Source organism: Mesobacillus persicus, assembly GCF_900109925.1.
Classification (GTDB): Bacteria; Bacillota; Bacilli; order Bacillales; family Cytobacillaceae; genus Mesobacillus_B; species Mesobacillus_B persicus.
The window spans coordinates 1-21767 of the sequence record NZ_FOBW01000011.1 but is presented as its reverse complement, the minus strand read 5'-3'; the positions used below and the strand labels follow the sequence as shown (position 1 = coordinate 21767).

The 21767-nt window shown below is 40.9% G+C and carries 18 protein-coding genes; all 18 read left to right on the top strand.

Annotation, left to right across the window (positions count from 1 at the left end):
• Positions 1-9 precede the first annotated feature (9 nt).
• The gene (gene bshC / locus BMX30_RS15240) at positions 10-1644 is read left to right on the top strand and encodes a bacillithiol biosynthesis cysteine-adding enzyme BshC (protein WP_090747490.1); all 1635 of its coding nucleotides are present in this window, start codon (positions 10-12) and stop codon (positions 1642-1644) included.
• 175 nt (positions 1645-1819) lie between these two features.
• Complete coding sequence (gene mraZ, locus BMX30_RS15235) at positions 1820-2251, top strand: division/cell wall cluster transcriptional repressor MraZ (protein WP_090747487.1); 432 nt, start codon at positions 1820-1822, stop codon at positions 2249-2251.
• 48 nt (positions 2252-2299) lie between these two features.
• Entirely contained in the window at positions 2300-3232 is a 933-nt protein-coding gene (gene rsmH / locus BMX30_RS15230) for a 16S rRNA (cytosine(1402)-N(4))-methyltransferase RsmH (protein ID WP_090747484.1), read from the top strand.
• Positions 3233-3288: 56 nt separating this feature from the next.
• A complete protein-coding gene (gene ftsL, locus BMX30_RS15225) occupies positions 3289-3657 on the top strand; it encodes a cell division protein FtsL (RefSeq protein WP_090747482.1) in 369 nt (122 codons plus the stop codon).
• The gene (locus tag BMX30_RS15220; protein ID WP_090747479.1) at positions 3657-5945 is read left to right on the top strand and encodes a penicillin-binding protein; all 2289 of its coding nucleotides are present in this window, start codon (positions 3657-3659) and stop codon (positions 5943-5945) included. Before ftsL ends, BMX30_RS15220 begins: the two co-directional genes overlap by 1 nt.
• 434 nt (positions 5946-6379) lie before the next feature.
• Complete coding sequence (locus tag BMX30_RS15215; RefSeq protein WP_090747476.1) at positions 6380-8296, top strand: stage V sporulation protein D; 1917 nt, start codon at positions 6380-6382, stop codon at positions 8294-8296.
• A 317-nt stretch (positions 8297-8613) separates the two neighbouring features.
• The gene (locus tag BMX30_RS15210) at positions 8614-10083 is read left to right on the top strand and encodes a UDP-N-acetylmuramoyl-L-alanyl-D-glutamate--2,6-diaminopimelate ligase (protein ID WP_090747896.1); all 1470 of its coding nucleotides are present in this window, start codon (positions 8614-8616) and stop codon (positions 10081-10083) included.
• 148 nt (positions 10084-10231) lie between these two features.
• Positions 10232-11206 carry a phospho-N-acetylmuramoyl-pentapeptide-transferase gene (gene mraY, locus BMX30_RS15205; RefSeq protein WP_090747472.1) on the top strand — a complete coding sequence of 325 codons (975 nt, stop codon included), beginning with the start codon at positions 10232-10234 and terminating at the stop codon, positions 11204-11206.
• On the top strand, positions 11207-12559 hold the full coding sequence (gene murD, locus BMX30_RS15200; RefSeq protein WP_090747470.1) for a UDP-N-acetylmuramoyl-L-alanine--D-glutamate ligase: 1353 nt from the start codon (positions 11207-11209) through the stop codon (positions 12557-12559).
• A 95-nt stretch (positions 12560-12654) separates the two neighbouring features.
• The gene (gene spoVE, locus BMX30_RS15195) at positions 12655-13755 is read left to right on the top strand and encodes a stage V sporulation protein E (RefSeq protein ID WP_090747467.1); all 1101 of its coding nucleotides are present in this window, start codon (positions 12655-12657) and stop codon (positions 13753-13755) included.
• A 301-nt stretch (positions 13756-14056) separates the two neighbouring features.
• On the top strand, positions 14057-15148 hold the full coding sequence (gene murG, locus BMX30_RS15190; RefSeq protein ID WP_090747464.1) for an undecaprenyldiphospho-muramoylpentapeptide beta-N-acetylglucosaminyltransferase: 1092 nt from the start codon (positions 14057-14059) through the stop codon (positions 15146-15148).
• A 218-nt stretch (positions 15149-15366) separates the two neighbouring features.
• Positions 15367-16275 carry a UDP-N-acetylmuramate dehydrogenase gene (murB, locus tag BMX30_RS15185; RefSeq protein ID WP_090747461.1) on the top strand — a complete coding sequence of 303 codons (909 nt, stop codon included), beginning with the start codon at positions 15367-15369 and terminating at the stop codon, positions 16273-16275.
• Between the two features lie 195 nt (positions 16276-16470).
• Positions 16471-17262 carry a cell division protein FtsQ/DivIB gene (locus BMX30_RS15180; RefSeq protein WP_090747460.1) on the top strand — a complete coding sequence of 264 codons (792 nt, stop codon included), beginning with the start codon at positions 16471-16473 and terminating at the stop codon, positions 17260-17262.
• Positions 17240-17944: a DUF881 domain-containing protein gene (locus tag BMX30_RS15175; RefSeq protein WP_090747457.1), complete on the top strand. Its 705-nt coding sequence runs from the start codon at positions 17240-17242 to the stop codon at positions 17942-17944. Before BMX30_RS15180 ends, BMX30_RS15175 begins: the two co-directional genes overlap by 23 nt.
• 55 nt (positions 17945-17999) lie before the next feature.
• On the top strand, positions 18000-18731 hold the full coding sequence (locus BMX30_RS15170; protein WP_090747455.1) for a DUF881 domain-containing protein: 732 nt from the start codon (positions 18000-18002) through the stop codon (positions 18729-18731).
• Positions 18731-19081 carry a small basic family protein gene (locus BMX30_RS15165; protein WP_090747452.1) on the top strand — a complete coding sequence of 117 codons (351 nt, stop codon included), beginning with the start codon at positions 18731-18733 and terminating at the stop codon, positions 19079-19081. Before BMX30_RS15170 ends, BMX30_RS15165 begins: the two co-directional genes overlap by 1 nt.
• A gap of 108 nt (positions 19082-19189) precedes the next feature.
• Positions 19190-20473 (top strand): cell division protein FtsA, encoded by a 1284-nt coding sequence (gene ftsA / locus BMX30_RS15160; RefSeq protein ID WP_090747449.1) that lies wholly within the window; start codon positions 19190-19192, stop codon positions 20471-20473.
• A gap of 42 nt (positions 20474-20515) precedes the next feature.
• Positions 20516-21667 (top strand): cell division protein FtsZ, encoded by a 1152-nt coding sequence (gene ftsZ, locus BMX30_RS15155; RefSeq protein WP_090747446.1) that lies wholly within the window; start codon positions 20516-20518, stop codon positions 21665-21667.
• Positions 21668-21767: the final 100 nt, after the last annotated feature.

Here is a 21767-nt window from a genome sequence, read left to right as displayed (position 1 = left end):
AGACTTTACATGGAGATTTTGAATCTCTCACTCCCGGCAGCTAACCGGTTTGCTACAGGATACCTTGATGGAAATGCAGAAATTCAGAACTTTTTTCATTATAATTTTCAAGTAGATTCTGATTATAGCTTGCGCCTCGCGGAGTTATCAGAGAGGAAATTCTATAGGCAAGAGCTTGCTCAACATATCGAAGGTTTTATGTCAAAGTTTCCTTCTTCAATTCAGGTATCAAAAAACATTGAAAAACTTAAACTTGAAAATAGTGTTGCAGTTATTGGGGGTCAGCAGGCTGGTCTTCTTACCGGTCCATTATATTCAGTACATAAAGTAATTTCGATTATTAAGTTGGCAGAACAAAAGGAGCGCGAATTAGGTGTTCCGGTTGTCCCAGTGTTTTGGATTGCCGGAGAAGATCATGATTACCAAGAAGTAAATCATGTGTATGGGCTTAGGAAACAAAAACCCGAAAAATGGAGTTATCCTGAAAAACATCATGAAAGGAAGATGATTTCGGAAACTCACTTGGATAAGGATGCCTGTAAATCTTGGATTGAAGATATTATTGAGTCCTTTGGGGAAACGAGTCATACAAAAAGTCTTCGCGAATTTACCGAGAAAGCCTTAGGGAGTTCTCTTACCTTCGTGGATTTTTTTGCGACGATTATTATGGAACTATTTAAGGAACAAGGATTATTGATTATCGATTCCGGTGATAAAGAGCTCCGAAAGATAGAAAAGGAGTTTTTTATTCGGCAGATTTCGAATCAAAAAGAGATTACGCGGAATGTGCTTATCCAACAGCAGGAAACAAGCAAGGTGGATTTTAAACCCGTAATGGATATTGCTGAAGATGCTGCGAATCTTTTTTACAATGACGAAGAGACCAAGGAACGGGTACTTCTACAATATGATGATATTACAGGTACCTTTACTGGTAAAAACGGTGGGAAGGTATTTTCAGTAGAAGAGCTTCTCGAAATTGCGAATGAATTTCCTGAAAGACTTAGCAATAACGTGGTTACGAGACCTTTGATGCAGGAATGGCTGTTTCCAACCATCGCATTCATTGGTGGTCCTGGAGAAATAGCCTACTGGGCAGAACTTAAGCTTGTGTTTGAACATTTCGGGTTGAAAATTCCACCTCTTGTTCCTAGACTTAATATCACATTGCTTGACCGGTCAATAGAAACGGATATTGATGAGCTAAACCTAAACCTCCAGGAGATCTTGGAATCGGGAACCAGTAAATACGAACTAAAGTTTATCGAGTCATTAAAGGATCGAGAGCTTGAAGAATTATTTGTAGAAACAAAGGATCAACTGTTGAATCAATATAAAATGATTCGCGAGAAAACGGAACAACTCGACAAGGTGCTACTTCCGTTGCTTGAGAAGAATGAACAGATTCTTTTGAATCAGATTGAATTTATGGAGAAGAAAATACATGAATCCGTATGCCGTAAGCATGATGATGTATTAAGAAAGTTTGGCAGGGTAGAGAATGCACTTAGGCCGAACGGCTCCCCACAGGAAAGGATTTGGAATCCATACTTCTTTTTAAACAAGTACGGTTTGGATTTCTTCTCTGAACTCTTATCCTTACCTTTTTCCTTCGATGGAACCCATAAGGTTATCAAAATTTAGACTCCGTTACGGGGGTCTTTTTTTTGTAGAATAAACTATGGTTTTGTAGATGAAAACATCGATGTAAAAATAGCCGTTTTGCAGGAATAGGAGGAGTGGGGGAGAATATTTAAAAATATGTGGAGGAAAGTGGGTGATTGTGGTAAATTGTATTTAGAAAGTGGGGTTTGCGGGTATGTTCATGGGCGAATATCATCATAGTATTGATAATAAAGGTCGCTTAATCGTTCCCGCTAAATTGCGTGAAGGCCTAGGGGAGATGTTCATCATCACTCGTGGTCTTGATCAATGTTTATTTGGCTACCCCACCTCTGAGTGGTCTGTTATAGAGGAAAAGCTAAAAGGACTTCCACTAACTAAAAAAGATGCGCGTGCATTTACCCGGTTTTTCTTTTCAGGTGCTACCGAGAGTGAAATTGACAAACAAGGAAGAGTAAACATCCCATCCACGCTTCTGCAATATGCCAAGCTGGAAAAAGAGTGTGTCATTTTAGGGGTTTCCAATCGGATTGAAATATGGAGCAAAACCATTTGGGAAGAATATTTCGTACAATCAGAGGAATCTTTTGCTGAAATTGCGGAAAATATGATTGGGTTCGATATTTAGAGGTGATATTCTTTAGTATTACCCCTGTCGATTGGAAAGGAGACAAACATGTTTAAACACACAACAGTATTGCTTGAAGAGGCGGTTTCTGGGCTGAATATAGACCCGGATGGCATTTATGTGGATTGTACTCTCGGTGGTGCAGGGCATAGTGAATTGATTTTATCTAAGCTCTCTGATAACGGAAAATTATATGCTTTTGACCAAGATGAAACAGCGATTCAGAATGCTCAGGAAAAATTGGCGAGGTTTGGTAATAGGTTAACGATTATCAAAAGTAATTTTCTTCATTTAAAAGAAGAACTAGAGTTGCGGGGAGTTTATCAGGTTGATGGGATTCTATACGATCTTGGTGTTTCTTCACCACAGCTAGATACTCCTGAGCGTGGATTTAGCTATCATCACGATGCTCCTCTCGATATGAGAATGGATCAGGATGCAGAGGTTTCCGCATATGAAGTTGTTAATACCTGGACATACGAGCAGTTAGTCAAAATTTTCTTCCGATATGGAGAAGAAAAGTTTTCGAAGCAAATTGTTAGGAAAATTGAAGCTGCTCGAGCTGAAAAACCGATTAGTACAACGGGAGAATTGGTGGATCTCATAAAAGAGGCCATTCCAGCTCCAGCAAGAAGAACAGGTGGTCACCCTGCTAAACGAGTTTTCCAAGCGATTCGAATTGCTGTCAATGATGAGCTTGGGGTTTTTGAAGATTCCCTCGAACAAGCGATGAGCTTATTGGGGAAGGGGGGGCGCATCAGCGTCATCACCTTCCATTCGTTGGAGGATCGAATTTGTAAGGTAACTTTTAAGAAGGCAAGTGAGATACCACCATTGCCTCCTGGTTTACCAATTATTCCAGAGGAATTCAAGCCGACGGTTAAATTAATTACGAGAAAGCCAATCCTTCCTTCTGAGGAAGAACTTGAAGCCAACAACCGAGCCCGTTCCGCAAAATTAAGAATCGCTGAAAAGCTTTAATAGTATCTAAAGTCTCTTGGTAAACCAATAACCATTTAAAAACAGGAGGAAATAGGATGAGCAATCTTGCTAAAAAATTTCAGCAGGAAGAACAGCAGCAGTCGCACCAGCAGACACCAATTGCGCCGAAAACGGTCGCGCATAAGAAAACAGCCTGGCTGTCCCCTGGAGAAAGGGTTATCATCCTCACAATTGGAATATTGTTCAGCATTGGAGCGGCATTTATCCTTTCTAAACAAGCGTCTATTTATGAGGTAAATAAAGAAATCCAGCTTGTTGAGGCTTCCATCCAGGAACAGAAAAAAGTAAATGGTGACTTGGAAATGCAAATCAGTGAACTAAGCCGTTATGAACGTATAAAAGAACAGGCAGAAAAACTAGGGTTAAGCCTTAATGAAAATAATGTTAAGGTTGTGCAAGAATAATGAACAAGAAACAACCTAATATGAACGTAGGAGCAGCGGGATTATTTTTCCTATTCAGCCTGCTCTTTTTTATCTTAATTTACCGATTTTTATCAATCCAAATCACTGGTGAAGCCCATGGTCAAGCCCTAGCTGCACGGGCTCAACAAAAGTACGCGAATGAAACGGTAATTGAAGCGGTAAGAGGAACCATTTTCGATCGAAACGCAGAGGTAATTGCTGAGGATGCAAGTGCCTATACGCTTGTGGCGATTCTTGACGACACCGTAACTACAAACCCGGAGAAGCCGAGGCATGTCGATGACCCTGCCAAGACAGCTAAGGTTTTAGCTAAATATATTGAGATGGATGAAGAGGAAATCATCGAACGACTAACAAAAGATGGGGCCTTTCAAGTTGAATTCGGTGTGGCTGGAAGAGACATCTCTCATCAAATTAAAAGTGAATTAGAAAAAGAAGAACTGCCAGGTATTACTTTTATCAAGAGTTCCAAGCGATTTTATCCAAATGGAATCTTCTCTTCACACTTAATAGGATTTGTTGAAAAAAGGGAAAAGGAAAATGAAAATGGTCAAACGGAAACAATCGGGCAATTAGGGATCGAACAAAGCCTTAATGAGGAGCTTACGGGTAAAAATGGATCGTTAGAAGTAGAGAGTGATTTGTGGGGCTTTTTACTTCCTGATGGAGAAAAGAAGGTAACCCCTGCGAAAAATGGGAATGACGTGTACTTAACTATTGATAAAAAAATTCAGACCTTCCTTGAAGATGCCATTAATCGTGTAGACGAAGAATATAAACCCAAAAAAATCATTGCGCTTGTAGCCGATGCAAAAACCGGTGACATTCTTGCAATGGGACAAAGGCCGACTTTCCATCCACAAACGAGAGAGGGAATTGCTCAAAGCTGGCATAATGAAATCATCGAAACAACCATTGAGCCAGGGTCAACCATGAAAGTTTTCACATTGGCAGCAGCCGTAGAAGAAAATGTTTTTAATCCTAACGAAACCTTTGAATCTGGTTCCTATCGTGTCACTCCAAAGTCGGTACCTATTCGTGATCATAATTACGGCAGAGGGTGGGGAACGATTTCATACCTTGAAGGAATCCAACGTTCCTCAAATGTTGCCGTAGCGAAATTAGTAAATGAAAAGCTTGGTTTAGATGCTTATCGGAATTATTTAACTTCCTTCGGGTTTGATCAACCGACGGGAATTGACTTGCCGAATGAGGTTGTAGGTAAGATTCAATACCAATGGCCAATCGAAAAAATCACGACATCGTTTGGACAAGGAACAACTATGACTCCTATCCAGCTAGTCACAGCTACAACAGCTATTGCAAATGATGGAAAAATGATGAAACCACATGTGATTGATAAGATTCTTGATTCAACTACTGGTGAGGTTGTAAAACAAATTGAGCCGGAAGTAGTAGGTACCCCAATATCTCCTGAAACGGCCAAGCGGGTTAGGGAAATTCTTGAAACGACAATTACCGATGAAGACCATGGCACAGGTGGGAACTATAAGATTGACGGATACCGTGTTGCCGGAAAAACAGGTACAGCGCAAATACCGGGAAGCGATGGGAAGTATTTAACAGGACATGAGAACTTTCTATTCTCCTTTTTAGGAATGGCTCCTACTGATAACCCAGAGTTAATCGTTTACGTGGCGGTTCAGCAACCTCAAATTGATGAAAGCACAAACGGATCTATTCCTGTTTCAATGATTTTTAAACCTGTGATGAAAAGCAGTTTGCAATACTTAAATATTCAGCCTTCTACCATCGGAAAGGCAACCTCCAATGAAATCCCTGATGTTAGTGGGAAGAATGTGCAGGAAGCAGTCGTAACTCTTCAGGAAAAAGGCCTAAATCCAGTAGTAGTAGGCAAGGGGACAAACGTCGAGCGACAATTACCTGAAGCGGGTATGATTACTTTAGAAGGGGAAAAAGTACTCTTGAAAACATCAGGGGACGAGGTAATCACTCCTGATATGAGCGAGTGGTCGTTAAGAGATACCATGAAGTTCGCAGAAATTGCTGAATTAAAATTAAACAAGGCTGGCAATGGTTTCGTAAGTAAGCAAAATATCAAGCCGGGAACTGCTGTCGCCAAAGGGGAATATTTAATCGTTGAACTAACCCCGCCCCTTCATCAGAAAGAAAAAGAAGAGGAAGAGGAAGAGATGGCAGACAGTGAAGAAGGCGATGCAGAAAATCAGAATGTAGAAGCCAACTCTAATACCAGTAGCGAAACAGAGGAAGTCGTAACAGACTAATCCTCTGTTTTTTTTATCTATAGGCTCTGTTTAAGTGATATTGATTTTGCTAACCGTTGATTGGAGCGGAAGACGCTTGACTCCTGCGGGAGCAGCGGGACAGGTGAGACCCCGCAGGAGCGCAGCGACGAGGAGGCTCACCGCCCGCCCCGCGGAAAGCAAGCGTCTGGAGCGGAAATCAACATGCTTGTTTAAAAGGAGAGAACCGTAGGATTACAATCGATTTAAAACTAAATTAATCATTCACATTAAATATCAAAATTCTTTTAACATAAATAAAATTGCTTTGTAACGATGAACGAGGTGGGCTCATTTGTTGTTATATTGAATCTAGTACAAGCATATATTTGAACGAGCAATGTAGAGCAAAAAAAGCTTTATTGTTTGCAGACATAAAGGCGATTGGCGATTTATGAAGGAGGTATGTTCAATATATGCGTGTTTCTAATGTGACAGTTAGGAAGAGGTTAGCCCTGGTCCTAACTGTCGGGATCCTCATTTTTTTAATTATTGATTTACGGCTGGGGTATGTCCAGTTTTTTATGGGAGACTGGTTAACAGATAAGGCAAAAAGTTCATGGAGCCGAAATATTCCCTTTGAACCAAAAAGGGGAGAGATCACTGATCGGAACGGGGTTGCCCTAGCTACGAATATAAGTGCGCCGACCGTTTGGGCTGTTCCAAGGCAAATTGACAATCCTGGTGAGACGGCTGAAAAACTTGCATCTGTTCTGAACGTTAAGACTGATACAATCTACAACTATATAACAAAAGGCGAATCGATTGTCAGAATTAATGAGGCAAGGAAAATTTCGCATGAAAAGGCGAAGGAAGTTAGAGCCCTCGACTTAAAGGGTGTTTATATTGGTGAGGATTCTAAAAGGCACTATCCTTACGGGGATTATTTGTCCCATGTTCTTGGCTTTGCGGGTATAGACAATCAAGGCTTAATGGGGCTCGAATTGTATTATGATGAAGAGTTAAAAGGAGAACAAGGCTCGGTTCAATTTTATGCGAATGCTAAGGGGCAACGGATGGATGATATGGCTGATGATTATCAACCTCCAGTGGATGGTTTGGATTTAAAGTTGACTATTGATAGCAGGGTTCAGACGATTGTTGAAAGAGAGTTAGACATAGCTGAAGCAAAGTATAATCCAGATGGCATCATTGCAATTGCAATGAATCCAAATAATGGAGAAATTCTTGCAATGTCCAGCCGACCGAATTTCGATCCGGCTAACTTTCAAACCGTACCTGCAGAGGTGTATAATCGCAATCTTCCTATCTGGAGTACGTATGAACCCGGTTCGACCTTTAAGATTATTACATTAGCAGCTGCATTAGAAGAAGGGAAAGTCAATCTTGATGAGGACCATTTTCATGACCCAGGTTTTGTTGAAGTTTCAGGGGCAAAAATACATTGCTGGAAATCAGGTGGCCATGGCTCGCAAAGCTTCTTAGAGGTCGTTCAGAACTCATGCAACCCTGGCTTTGTAGAATTAGGAGAGCGACTTGGAAAAGAAAAATTGTATAAATACGTACATGACTTTGGTTTTGGCCAAAAAACGGGAATCGATTTGCAAGGAGAAGGAAAAGGAATCTTGTTTAAACTTGATCGCGTAGGACCGATTGAACAGGCAACGACAGCCTTTGGACAAGGGGTATCCGTGACACCAATCCAACAGGTAGCAGCCGTTTCCGCTGCAGTCAATGGTGGGACGCTCTACACTCCATATATCGCTAAAGAGTTGGTTAATTCAGCCACAGGGGAAGTCGTTATGAAAAAATCCCCAGTCGAGAAAAGAAAGGTCATTTCAGAGGAGACATCAAAAGAAATTAGACGGGCGCTTGAAACAGTTGTCGCTCAAGGATCCGGGAAAGGGGCCTTCGTAGAATCTTACCGTGTTGGTGGGAAGACAGGAACCGCTCAAAAAGCGCAGGGTGGAAGATACCTTGAAAACAACCATATTGTATCTTTCATAGGATTTGCTCCAGCTGATGACCCTCAGTTGGTAATCTATGTCGCGGTCGATAATCCAAAAGGGACCGTACAGTTTGGTGGTGTTGTCGCAGCTCCAATTGTTGGCAATATTATGGAAGATAGTTTACATGCGCTAGAAGTAGAACCGAGAAAAGAACAAGTAGAAAAAGAACTTACTTGGTTAGATACTCCAATGATTGAAGTGCCAGACCTTTTAGGGCTAACAAAAAGTGAAATTAGGCAAATGTTTGTGAACCTACAGATTGATTCGAGCGGAGTAGGAACCAAGGTTGTCAAGCAGTCACCCTCAGCGGGTGTAAAGGTGAAAGAGGGGTCCACCATTAGAATTTATTTGGGGGAAGAGTAGGGAGGAAACCACTCTTTTAAGGCCATTAAATATAAATGGATTTAATCATTTTAAAAAAGGGTGGCGAACAAGACTTGTATCGCCGCCCTTTTTTTAATAGAATTGGCAAGTACCTTACACAAAGATGGCTAAATTAAGCCTAATCATGTAAAATAAAGTGATACTTCCACAGGATGTGGAATCGAATTGTTAGCAAGTTCTATTTCTTGAAATGGATTTTTAGGGCAGTTTCCCCCCACTTCTGCCCATGAAGTGGGGGTTTTATTGCCGATAATTGAGCAGTAATTGTCATGTTGTTTGGAGAGGATTTGATTAATATGAGACTACATAAGCTACTAAACTTCTTAGGTTCTTTTATGGACTTTAAAGGAGAAAATCCTGATATTACGTCAATTGAAAATGACAACAGAAATGTGAAGCAAGGGAGCTTATTTATTTGTATTAAAGGCTATACGGTTGACGGTCACGATTTTGCACAATCAGCCGTCGAAAAGGGAGCGGTCGCTGTCCTTGCAGAGAGAGAGTTGAACCTCAAAGTCCCTGTTATTGTCGTTAAAGATACGATTAGGTCAATGGCTATTCTTGCTGATGCCTTTTATGAGCAGCCAAGTCATAAACTGCACCTAATTGGGATAACGGGTACCAATGGCAAAACAACAACTAGTCATCTAATCGAGAAAATCTTTGCCGATGCTGGTCAAAAAACAGGTTTGATTGGTACGATGTATACCAAAATTGCCGATACCAAATACGATGTTAAAAATACAACTCCGGAAAGTCTTACTTTGCAAAAGACCTTTAAACAGATGGTCGATGAAAAAGTAGAGACGACAGTCATGGAGGTATCCTCCCATGCCCTAGTCCATGGAAGAGTTCATGGGACCGATTACGATGTCGCGGTCTTTACAAACCTTTCTCAGGATCATCTTGATTATCATAAAACGATGGAAGAGTATAAGAAGGCTAAAGGATTACTGTTTTCTCAATTGGGTAACAGCTTTAACCTAAGCAAACCTAAATATGCGGTGCTTAATGCTGACGATTCCACAAGTAAGGAGTACGAAAGAAGTACTGCTGCCATTCCTTTTACCTATGGAATTGATCACCCTGCTGACCTTCAGGCGAAAAATATTCAGATGTCGGCAGGCGGAACATCGTTTGATCTGATAAGCCCTCTAGGAATTCATAAGGTACAAATTCAACTTATTGGGAAATTTAGTATTTATAATGTATTAGCAAGTATTGGTGCTGCCTTCGTTTCAGGATTACCACTTGAGGACATTATTGCTTCCATAGAAAGTGTAAAGGGTGTTTCAGGTCGATTTGAGCCAGTGGATGGGGGACAGGATTTCTCAGTCATCGTGGATTATGCTCATACACCGGATAGTCTTGAGAATGTGCTTATGACCGTACGGCAGTTTGCCGAGAAACGTATTTTTGTAGTTGTTGGTTGTGGTGGGGATCGCGATCGTACAAAACGGCCACTAATGGCAAAAATTGCATGTGACTATGCGTCGAATCCTATCTTTACGTCCGATAACCCTCGGAGTGAAGACCCTGAGCGCATATTAGAGGATATGGAGGAAGGCGTGAAAGGGAAAACTTACGTAAAAATCTCCGATCGAGAAGAAGCGATAAAATTTGCTGTAGAGCAGGCCGAAGATGGCGACGTCATCTTGATTGCAGGAAAAGGACATGAGACTTATCAACAAATTGGAAATAAAATTTTTGATTTTGATGACAGAGAAATTGCATTAAAAGCAATAAAGCAGAGAAAGGAACAATAGAATAAAGTGATGGACAATAAAATAAATCAAGGAAACCAGTCAGCAGCTCGTTATCCTTTAACCCAAAGGTTTACAAGCAAAAACAATCAAATAAGCAAAACCGAAATAGTGGATGACGTGTGCCATCTAGAAGGAAGGTGGGAATAGGATGCTGGAGCAGGTCATTTTCTTTACCATAATCGTAAGCTTTTTAATTACAGTCGTCCTTTCTCCAGTGTTTATTCCATTCTTACGAAGGTTGAAGTTCGGACAGAGTATTCGGGAGGAAGGACCGCAGTCTCATCAAAAGAAAACAGGTACGCCTACTATGGGCGGTTTAATGATTCTATTGTCTATCGTTGTGAGCACAATTGTCATGACCCAGAAATTTTCTAGTCTAACCGTGGAGACCTTTTTATTATTATTTGTAACACTTGGTTTTGGGTTATTGGGTTTTCTCGATGATTTTATCAAGGTAGTAATGAAACGTAATCTAGGATTAACATCAAAACAGAAACTGCTAGGACAAATCATTGTTTCAGTCATTTTTTATGTCATTTTTCAACAAAGTAATTTCTCTACTGAAATTTCAATCCCACTAACAGATATCACTTTTGATCTCGGATGGGGATATGTGCTATTTGTGATATTCTGGATGGTCGGCTTTTCAAACGCTGTTAATTTGACAGACGGCCTTGATGGGCTGGTTTCAGGAACAGCTGCCATTGCCTTCGGTGCATTTGCAGTTCTTGCATGGAGCCAGTCCCTTTATGAAGTTTCCATTTTCTCCGTTGCAGTGGTCGGTGCCGTCCTTGGGTTCCTGGTCTTTAATGCTCATCCGGCAAAAGTATTTATGGGGGACACGGGATCATTGGCACTTGGAGGTGCCATCGCGACCGTGGCCATTTTAGCAAAGCTAGAGTTTTTACTATTAATTATCGGAGGAATATTCGTCATTGAAACGCTGTCGGTTATCCTTCAAGTCATTTCTTTTAAACTGACAGGAAAAAGAATCTTTAGGATGAGTCCGCTTCATCACCATTATGAACTGCTAGGCTGGTCAGAGTGGCGTGTAGTTGTCACATTTTGGACTGTAGGACTATTATTTGCCATTATTGGCATCTATATTGAGGTGTGGGTATAAGTGAAACAGGTTACGACTTACGAGCATAAAAAAATACTTGTCCTTGGTCTAGCCAAAAGTGGTGTCAGCGCTGCTGCTCTGCTTCACAAGCTGGGTGCTTTCGTGACAGTAAATGATAATAAACCACTTGCTGAGAACCCCGAAGCACAAGGACTGCTTGAACAGGGAATAAAAGTAGTTTGTGGAGGCCATCCTGTTGAGCTTATGGATGAGGGGTTTGAATTGGTTGTCAAGAACCCTGGGATCCCATACCATAACCCAATGATTGTTAAAGCAATGGAAAAACAAATCCCTATTATTACCGAGGTTGAGCTTGCTTACCAAATCTCAGAAGCACCTTTTATAGGGATTACAGGTACAAACGGTAAGACCACGACAACTACCTTGGTTTTTGAAATGCTACAAGCTTCCGAAAAGAAACCTTTAATTGCTGGAAATATTGGAACCGTCGCGTCCGGTGTCGCACAAGAAGCTCATCCCGACAATCATATTGTTATCGAATTGTCGTCTTTCCAGCTTATGGGGATTTCCGCTTTCCGTCCTAAAATTGCAATCCTTACTAATTTGTATGAGGCTCATTTAGATTACCATGGAACGTTAAACGAGTATCATCATGCTAAAGCTAAGCTGACAGAAAACCAACAGGAAAGCGATTATTTTATATATAATGCCGACCAGGAAAAAGTCGTGAAGATTGCTCAAAGTTCCCGTGCGAAGTTGATTCCATTTTCCACAAAGAAACCGCTCGAAAGGGGCGCCTTTGTGGAAGATGGCTGGTTATTCTGCAATGGTGAAAAAGTAATCTCGTTATCTGAGATTGCTCTTCCTGGACTTCATAACTTAGAAAATATCTTGTCCGCTGTAGCAGCTGCAATGCTTGCTGGAGCGGACCGAGAGTCAATCGTTCATGTCTTAAAAACGTTTACTGGAGTTCGCCATCGTCTTCAATATGTAGAGGAAGTTTCGGGGCGTAAATTTTACAATGACTCAAAAGCTACAAATATTTTAGCAACACAAAAGGCGCTTTCTGCGTTTGAAGCACCTGTTGTGCTTCTTGCTGGCGGCCTTGATAGGGGGAATAGCTTTGATGAGCTAATCCCAACCTTAAAGGGTGTTAAAGGACTAGTAACGTTTGGTCAAACCGCTGAGAAGATTGAGGCAGCGGGAAGAGAGGCAGGAATAAAAACAATCGTTCGCGTCGATAATGTTGAAAAAGCCGTTCCTGAAGCTTTCAAACTATCTGATGCTGGCGACGTGATTCTGCTTTCCCCTGCTTGTGCAAGTTGGGATCAATATAAAACTTTTGAGGTCAGGGGAGACATGTTCATCGAAGCGGTGCATAAGCTTAAGTAGGGCTTGTCTTTGATTCATTCAATTACCCGCTTTGTGTGCTGGATAGATTGGCAAGCATCGTACAGGCCCGAATCTAAACAGCCGAGGTGTTTCAGTTGCCAACTAAAAAAACTACCCCCGACTTTATTTTGTTAATTGTTACTTTTTCACTTCTCGCTGTAGGGATGACGATGGTCTACAGTGCCAGTGCGATTTGGGCAGAGTATAAATTCGACGATTCTTTCTTTTTTGCAAAAAGACAGATGTTGTTTGCCGTAATCGGAATCATTGCTATGTTCTTTATTATGAATGTAGATTATTGGACATGGAGGACATGGTCAAAAGTCATCTTAATTACGTGCTTTGTTTTGCTAGTGCTTGTTTTAATCCCGGGGATTGGGAACGTCCGGAATGGATCGAGAAGCTGGATTGGGGTCGGTGCTTTCTCTGTTCAACCATCGGAATTTATGAAGTTAGCGATGATTGCCTTTCTTGCCAAGTTCTTGTCAGAGAAACAAAAGCTAATTACTTCATTTAAGTCTGGCCTGCTCCCATCACTAGGACTCGTATTTACTGCGTTTGCTCTAATTATGTTACAGCCTGACCTAGGTACAGGGACAGTAATGGTTGGAACATGTGTCGTTATGATTTTTATATCAGGTGCAAGAATAAGTCATTTCGTTTACTTAGGACTTCTTGGAGTTGCTGGGTTTGTCGCGTTAATTGCCTCAGCACCTTACCGGATGGACCGAATAACTTCGTTTTTAGACCCTTGGAAAGACCCGCTCGGAACTGGCTTTCAAATGATTCAATCCTTATATGCGATTGGGCCAGGTGGCCTATTCGGTTTAGGCTTAGGCGAAAGTAGGCAAAAGTTCTTTTATCTTCCTGAACCACAAACGGACTTTATCTTTGCAATTATTGCTGAAGAGCTTGGTTTTATTGGAGGATCTTTCGTCCTTATCTTGTTTTCGCTCCTGCTCTGGAGGGGAATAAGGATTGCCTTAGGTGCACCGGATTTATATGGTAGCCTACTTGCGACTGGGATCATTGCGATGGTTGCGATTCAAGTGATGATCAATATCGGAGTTGTCACGGGTCTAATGCCGGTTACAGGGATTACTTTACCCTTCTTAAGTTATGGGGGGTCTTCATTGACTTTAATGTTAATGGCCGTTGGAGTTCTTTTGAATATAAGTCGATACTCAAGATATTAATTTTAAGACCCTGTGATACAGGGTTCTTTTTGTTCATAGGCTGTGTTAAAGTGCATTGTTAATTTATATACTGTAGATGGAGTGGAAATCTACACACGTTTAACAATTCTTATCATAATGTTTTATGGTTCCCAAAAATATTTAAAGCTTAGGGGTATATTACATTTAAATAACAATCTTTTTAAAAACTGCTTAGATGTATAGAATATAGTAAAATAGGATAGGGCTCCAGGGACCTTGTGTTTGTGAAGACCTATCTTTTCTTCCAATAGTATAGAAACACTCTCAATGAGGTGAGAAAATGAGAATTGTAGTTAGTGGTGGGGGAACTGGAGGACATATCTATCCGGCCCTGGCTTTAATAAGAGAAATTCAAAAACAAGATGATAAAGCTGAGTTTCTTTACATAGGAACAGAAAAAGGCTTAGAAAGTAAACTTGTGCCAAGAGAGAATATCGATTTCCGGTCAATCCATATAACAGGTTTTAGACGGAAGATAAGTGTTGAAAATGTTAAAACTGTCTTAAGATTTCTTAAAGGTGTATCAGATAGCAAGAAAATATTGAAAGAATTTAAGGCTGATGTTGTTATTGGTACAGGAGGCTATGTATGTGGTCCGGTTGTATATGCAGCAGCAAAGTTGGGGATTCCGACAATTATTCATGAACAAAACAGTATTCCTGGATTAACTAATAAGTTTCTAAGTCGATATGTCGATCGGATTGGGGTTTGCTTTGAGGAAGCGAAGCAATTCTTTCCAGAAGATAAAGTCGTGATGACTGGAAACCCACGTGCTTCAGAGGTGTTAAATCAAGATGGCAATAAGGGAAGGGCATCAGTTGGTCTAAAAGCAGACCAGCCAGCAGTTCTTATCTTCGGGGGTAGCAGGGGTGCTAAACCTCTTAATGAGGCTGTCTTAAAAAGCCTTACGGAGATGGGAAACAAACCCTATCAAGTTTTATATGTAACTGGTGATGTTCACTATGATGAGGTTGCAAAGGAAGTTGAGCTGATAGGGAACCCTGAAAATGTCATTATCAAACCTTTTATTCATAATATGCCTGAAGTCTTGTCTGGTATTGATTTAACAGTTGCACGTGCCGGGGCGACAACACTTGCAGAATTAACATCCCTTGGTATCCCAAGCATACTGATTCCAAGTCCATATGTAACAGATAATCATCAAGAAAAAAATGCATTAGCTTTAAGCAATCACCAGGCAGCAGAGCTTCTGCTTGAGAAGGATTTGACGGGTCCAAAGCTAGTTGAAAAGATTGATCTGATTTTAACGGACCACGAAAAGTTAAAGAGTATGAAGACCGCTGCCAAGACATTAGGCATCCCAGATGCAGCAAATAGAATGCACTCTTTAATCAAGGAACTAGTTAAGTAGCCCAATAACTGTTTTAAGCATAGGATAGATAAATGATTTCGCTGAAGGCTGTTGTATAAAGATCAGTGTGATTTTCTACTATGTTGATTAGGAGCGTAAACTTGACGATTTCCCTTAAGGGTGAAGCTTGTGAGCTCCAGGACTCCCAGCAGCACGCGTTTTGCCAGGAGGGGAATCAACGGTCAAGGTAACACAGTCTTGCAGAAAGGAAGATTTTAATGAAGGAATTGGCAAAACAGCTACAAGAGATGAATATTGGCACCGTTAGAGAGAATGAACCACTTGCAAGTCATACCACGATTAAAATTGGTGGTCCTGCAGACTTGTTCGTTGAGCCTTCTTCGATTGAAAATCTTGAGAAAGCAATGACGAAAATCCGAGAGGCAGGTATAAAGTGGACCGCAATTGGCCGCGGTTCTAATTTGCTTGTTTCGGATAAAGGGATTGAAGGGGTTGTAATCAAACTAGGGGCCGGCCTGGATGAAGTTGAAGTAAAGGGCACGAAGGTGAGGGTAGGCAGTGGAACATCCATTGTTGCTCTAGCATTGGCGATGAGTCGGCAAGGGCTGTCTGGATTGGAATTCGCTAGCGGAATCCCGGGCTCTGTCGGTGGTGCCGTATATATGAATGCAGGTGCACATGGTTCAGATATTTCTCGTATCCTTGAAGAGGCTTATATTCTATTTGAAGATGGCAAAATGGAATGGTTGAGCAGCGAAGAAATGCAATTTTCCTACCGAACCTCTGTACTACAGAAAGTAAGGCCTGGAGTGGTTGTGGAAGCGGTATTCAATCTCCAAGAGGGAGATAAAGAAACCATTAAAGCTGTAATAAAAAAGAACAAGGATTATCGAAAAGATACCCAGCCGTGGAGTTCGCCGTGTGCCGGAAGTATTTTCAGAAATCCATTACCCAATTACGCAGGTCAATTAGTTGAAAAAGCTGGTCTTAAAGGGTACTCAATTGGTGGAGCACAGATTTCGGAAATGCATGGGAATTTCATTGTCAATGCTGGGAATGCCAAAGCTGAGGATGTTCTCGCCCTTATTGAGTATGTAAAGAAAACGATTTGGGATCTTTATGAGGTTCAGATGGAAACAGAAGTTGAAATAATTGGCCGAAAATAAGAGGAAAATAACTGCTAATTGGCAAAAATGTGGTATAATAATTCATCAGATAAATATTGGTAGAATGTGATTTTGAGCGAATAACGGCATGAGTTTCGTGCCGTTGTTTTCACTTTTGTGCGTAAGTTAGTTCTAGTTCCTACCTATGACATAATTTCTGTAGATTCAATTTTGTTGTAAAAGAGGTGATAAGGAATGGAGAACGGGAAAATTGTTTCGATTGAAGATCGGATACCGAAATTGAAACAGCAGAGGAAAAAAAAGGCAAACAGACGATTAACTCTGATGCTTTTGCTTTTTTTTATCATGATTCTTTGCATTATTTATTTCCAGTCACCGCTGAGCAAAGTCCAAAAGATTAGTGTTAGCGGAAACGATTCGATTGCTACTGAAATAATACAACAGAGTAGTGGTATTACGGATGAGACAAATATCTGGAAAATAAATAAGGAAGAAGCTGAAGCACGCTTAGAAAGTCTTCCTGAGGTTGAGCATGCCAAAGTATCTCTTCGCCTTCCTAACACCATCAATATTGAACTAGAGGAATTTGAAAAACTAGCTTACTTGTCAAAAGAAAGTGAGTTTTTCCCAGTTCTCAGTAATGGAAGGGTGCTGGAAAACAGTTTAACGCAGGGCATTCCTGTCCATGCCCCAATCCTATTTTCGTTTGAGGAGGGGGATATTTTAGATGAAGTGATTGCCTCTCTTAAACAGTTACCGGAAGAAATCATTAGTACCATTTCTGAAATTCACCATTCCCCATCTGAAACAGATTCATATCGTATTTATCTTTATATGAATAATGGGTTTGAAGTGAATGCGTCGTTGAGAAACTTTAGTGAGAAGATGATTCATTACCCATCGATAATCAGCCAGCTCGACCCCATGCAAAAAGGGGTTATCGACATAGAAGTTGGTTCGTATTTTAAAGCGTTTGAAGCAGAGGAAGCTGAAGAGGTTGAACTTGAAAAAGAAACTCAAGACTAAACGTGTTGTCTTATCCATTGTATGTTTAATTTTAGGATTTATGATTGCTTACTCTTATCGTCTAACCGAAAGTGGGAAAAGCAGTAGGCAAATTACGGACAGTCAATGGGAGAAAAATTTAAGTCTCCGGAATGAATTGAATGAACAAAGAGAAAAAAACCGTGATTTACAAGAGGAATTAAATAAAAGGCAGGAAATGGTTAGGGATTTCGAAACTCAGTTGGCGAATGAAGCCCAAGTTTATTTTAACCTAGCAGAGGATGCTGAGAAATATAGAATGTTCTTAGGGAAGGTAAAGGTAAAAGGGGCTGGGGTTAAGGTAACTCTTGCTGACGGGGAATACAATCCTGATGAACCCAACATCAACAATTACCTTGTACATGAACACCATGTCTATAAAGTAATCAATGAATTATATATTTCTGGGGCATCCGCTATTGCCATTAATGGTCAGCGATTGTCACATAATTCTTATATACTTTGTGATGGTCCTGTTATTACTGTTGACGGTTATCAACACCCTGCGCCGTTTGAAATCACCGCAATTGGAGAACCGAAAGTCCTTTCTGCTGCCCTAAACATTACTGGAGGTATTAAGGATCAATTGGTTAATGACCAAATTATCTTTTCTCTGCAAGAACAAAGTGACATTACTTTAGATCCAGTTGTTGGCAAGAAGTGATGTCATCGGTTGTAAAACAGTTATTTGAAAAAGTGTTTAAGGTTAGGTGAGAGGAATGGGGCGCCCAAAGAATGTTTATTTCACCGTTACTGCTTCAATCATCGGGTTAATGGTTGCCATTCAGTTTCAAACTGTAAGTGAACCTGAAGTCCGTGATACCCGGGATACGTGGGAACTCCGTAATGATTTAATGGGGGAAAAAGAACTGCAATCAGAACTGCTACATGAAATTCGAACGATTGAGGATAAGCTCACAAAATATGAGAATGAGCGTGAGCAGAGTAAAGAACAACTTCTAAAAGAAACGCTAGAAGAATTGAAAGGTGAGGCAGGTTTAACCGAAGTAACTGGACCGGGCATCATTCTTACACTTCAGCCGATTGTAAATGAATTAGGGCAGGAAGTTCCCATGAGTCGTGTTTCACCTAGCTTACTTCAACGACTTATTAATGAATTAAATATGTATGGAGCCATTCATCTATCAGTTGATGAACAAAGGGTGATTAATACTACGGTTATCCGCGATATCGGGACAGTAACCAAGATTGATGGTCATTCACTTAACCGCCTTCCTATTCAGATAAAAGTTATCACTAAGAATGCTGAGGAAGCGGATAAGCTGTACAAGCGAATGGAGATCTCAACCGTTGTGGAGGATTTCTTTATTGATAACTTAAGGGTAGTCTTGGAGAAACCAGAAGAGGACATTATGATTCCTGGATATCAGGATACAATTAGAATTAGGTATATGGAGCCTGTCGAAACTGGTGTAGGAGGCGACGGATAATGTGGCTTCCATTTATGGGCCTTGTCATTGGAGTGATTATTGGTCTGTTAACTGATATAAGAATCCCACCAGAATATTCAAATTATCTTTCCATCGCGATTTTGGCGGCATTAGATACTTTATTCGGTGGAATTCGTGCACAACTCCAAAATATTTACGATGAAAAAGTGTTTGTATCAGGATTCTTTTTTAATATTGTATTAGCTGCAAGTTTAGCTTTTCTAGGTGTTCATCTTGGTGTAGACTTGTACTTAGCAGCAGTTTTTGCTTTTGGAGTAAGATTGTTTCAGAATATTGCCGTAATTAGAAGGATTCTCTTGACAAAATGGACAACAAATGGTGAAAAGTAGAAAAAAAAATGATATTTTAAAAGGGAAATCACTAATTGTGACGAATAAGGTATGTAAATAATGAGGGAAATAATGCTTGTTGTTCTAAATTAAAGGAGGTGCCAGAGAATGAACAGCAATGATATATATGTTAGTCTTGACATCGGTACATCCAGCGTTAAGGTAGTCATTGGGGAAATGGTCAACGACTCTTTGAATATAATCGGTGTTGGTAACGTTAAATCCGAGGGCCTTAGAAAGGGCTCTATCGTTGATATAGATGAAACCGTTCATTCTATTAAACAAGCAGTGGAGCAGGCTGAAAGAATGATAGGGATGGAAATCCGTCAGGTGATTGTTGGGGTTACTGGTAATCACGTCACTCTACAGTCATGCCATGGTGTTGTGGCCGTTTCTAGTCCTAATAGGGAAATTACGAACGAAGATGTTTCTCGAGTAATGGACGCAGCACAAGTTGTTTCAATCCCACCAGAACGAGAAATCATCGATGTAATCCCAAGACAGTTTATTGTCGACGGGCTAGATGAAATTAGTGATCCACGTGGGATGATTGGTGTTCGACTTGAAATGGAAGGAACCATTATCACCGGTTCAAAAACGATTTTACATAATACATTACGTTGTGTGGAACGAGCAGGATTGGAAGTGCTGGATATTGTTCTTCAGCCTTTAGCTGCTGGGGCGTTTGCTCTTTCAAAAGATGAGAAGAATATGGGGGTCGTCCTTATTGATATGGGCGGCGGCTCTACTACACTTGGTTGGTTCTTAGATGGACAACTGGCAGCTACTGCGGTGATTCCAGTAGGTGGCGAACATGTAACTAAGGATTTGTCCATTGGTCTTAGGACTTCAACGGAGGATGCTGAGAAAATTAAAATTAAACATGGACATGCTTTTTATGACCATGCTTCCGACGAAGAAACCTTTACTGTTGGAATCATTGGAAGTGATCAGCAACAACAGTTTAATCAATTGGAAGTTGCTGATATCGTCGAAGCACGTATTGAAGAAATATTTGAGCTAGTTCAGGACGAGTTGAGAAAAATGAAGGTTCGTGATTTGCCAGGAGGATTTGTTCTTACTGGCGGCATGTCCAATATGCAGGGAGTTTTAGAACTAGCGCAAGATATGTTCCAAAGTCGAGTAAGATTGGCTGTGCCGGATTATATTGGGGTTCGTGAACCACAGTTCACAACTGCTGTCGGTCTCATAAAATTTGCCTATAAGAATGCTAAGCTGCAAGGTAGACAAGTCGAGGCTACCATTGCTGAACAGGAATATAAGGAAAACCGTGTCCAAAAACAGCCGAATCCAAAAACCAAGCCGGAAAAACAACAGGAAGAAAAAGGACCATCTAGAGTTAAAAAATTTCTTGGCTACTTTTTTGAGTAATTTTTTGCTAACAGGAATCTCGACGAATTAGGAGGATTTGTCATGTTGGAGTTTGATACGAATTTAGATTCACTTGCAACAATAAAAGTAATCGGTGTTGGTGGCGGCGGAAATAATGCAGTTAATCGTATGATTGAGCATGGCGTACAGGGTGTTGAATTTATTGCAGTAAACACTGATGCCCAAGCCTTAAACCTTTCAAAAGCCGAAATTAAAATGCAAATCGGTGGGAAACTAACCCGTGGACTAGGTGCAGGAGCTAATCCGGAAGTCGGGAAAAAAGCTGCTGAAGAGAGCAAAGAGCAGATTGAAGAAGCACTAAAGGGTGCCGATATGGTATTCGTCACAGCTGGAATGGGTGGCGGAACCGGTACAGGAGCTGCTCCAGTCATTGCTCAGATCGCCAGAGATCTAGGAGCATTAACTGTTGGTGTGGTAACTCGACCTTTCACGTTTGAGGGCAGAAAGCGTGCCACTCAGGCTGCTGGTGGAATCGGGGCAATGAAGGAAGCAGTTGATACCTTAATTGTGATCCCGAACGACAGATTACTTGAGATCGTGGACAAGAGCACTCCTATGTTAGAAGCCTTCCGTGAAGCCGATAATGTATTGCGTCAGGGTGTCCAAGGTATTTCTGATTTGATTGCTGTTCCTGGGTTGATTAACCTTGACTTTGCTGATGTTAAGACGATTATGTCTAACAAAGGCTCTGCGTTAATGGGTATCGGGGTTGCGGCAGGAGAAAATCGTGCTGCTGAAGCGGCAAAGAAGGCTATTTCTTCTCCGTTGCTTGAGACGTCTATTGATGGTGCACAAGGTGTCTTAATGAACATTACTGGTGGTTCTAACCTTAGCCTTTACGAGGTTCAGGAGGCCGCAGATATTGTAGCATCTGCTTCTGACCAAGAAGTAAATATGATTTTCGGTTCTGTTATTAATGATAACCTGAAAGATGAAATCATTGTTACGGTTATCGCAACAGGCTTTAATGACACCCCTATAGCTCAACCAAAAGCTTCAAGACCTGTATTTGGAGGTCAAACAAAGCCGACGACAGGTGGTCCAGCGAAGCGTGAGGTGAAGAGGGAAGAAAGCCAACCTGAACCTCAAAGAAGTAACACTAATCAGCAACAGCAAGTAGAAGATACGTTAGATATTCCAACGTTCCTACGTAATAGGAATCGTAGAAGATAAGATAATCAATTAGTTTTAAGAAGAAGTGTCCCCAGGCAAGTTGGTGGGGCACTTCTTTTTTTGTTGGATTTTGGACGTTGAATAGTACAGTTGACTAACC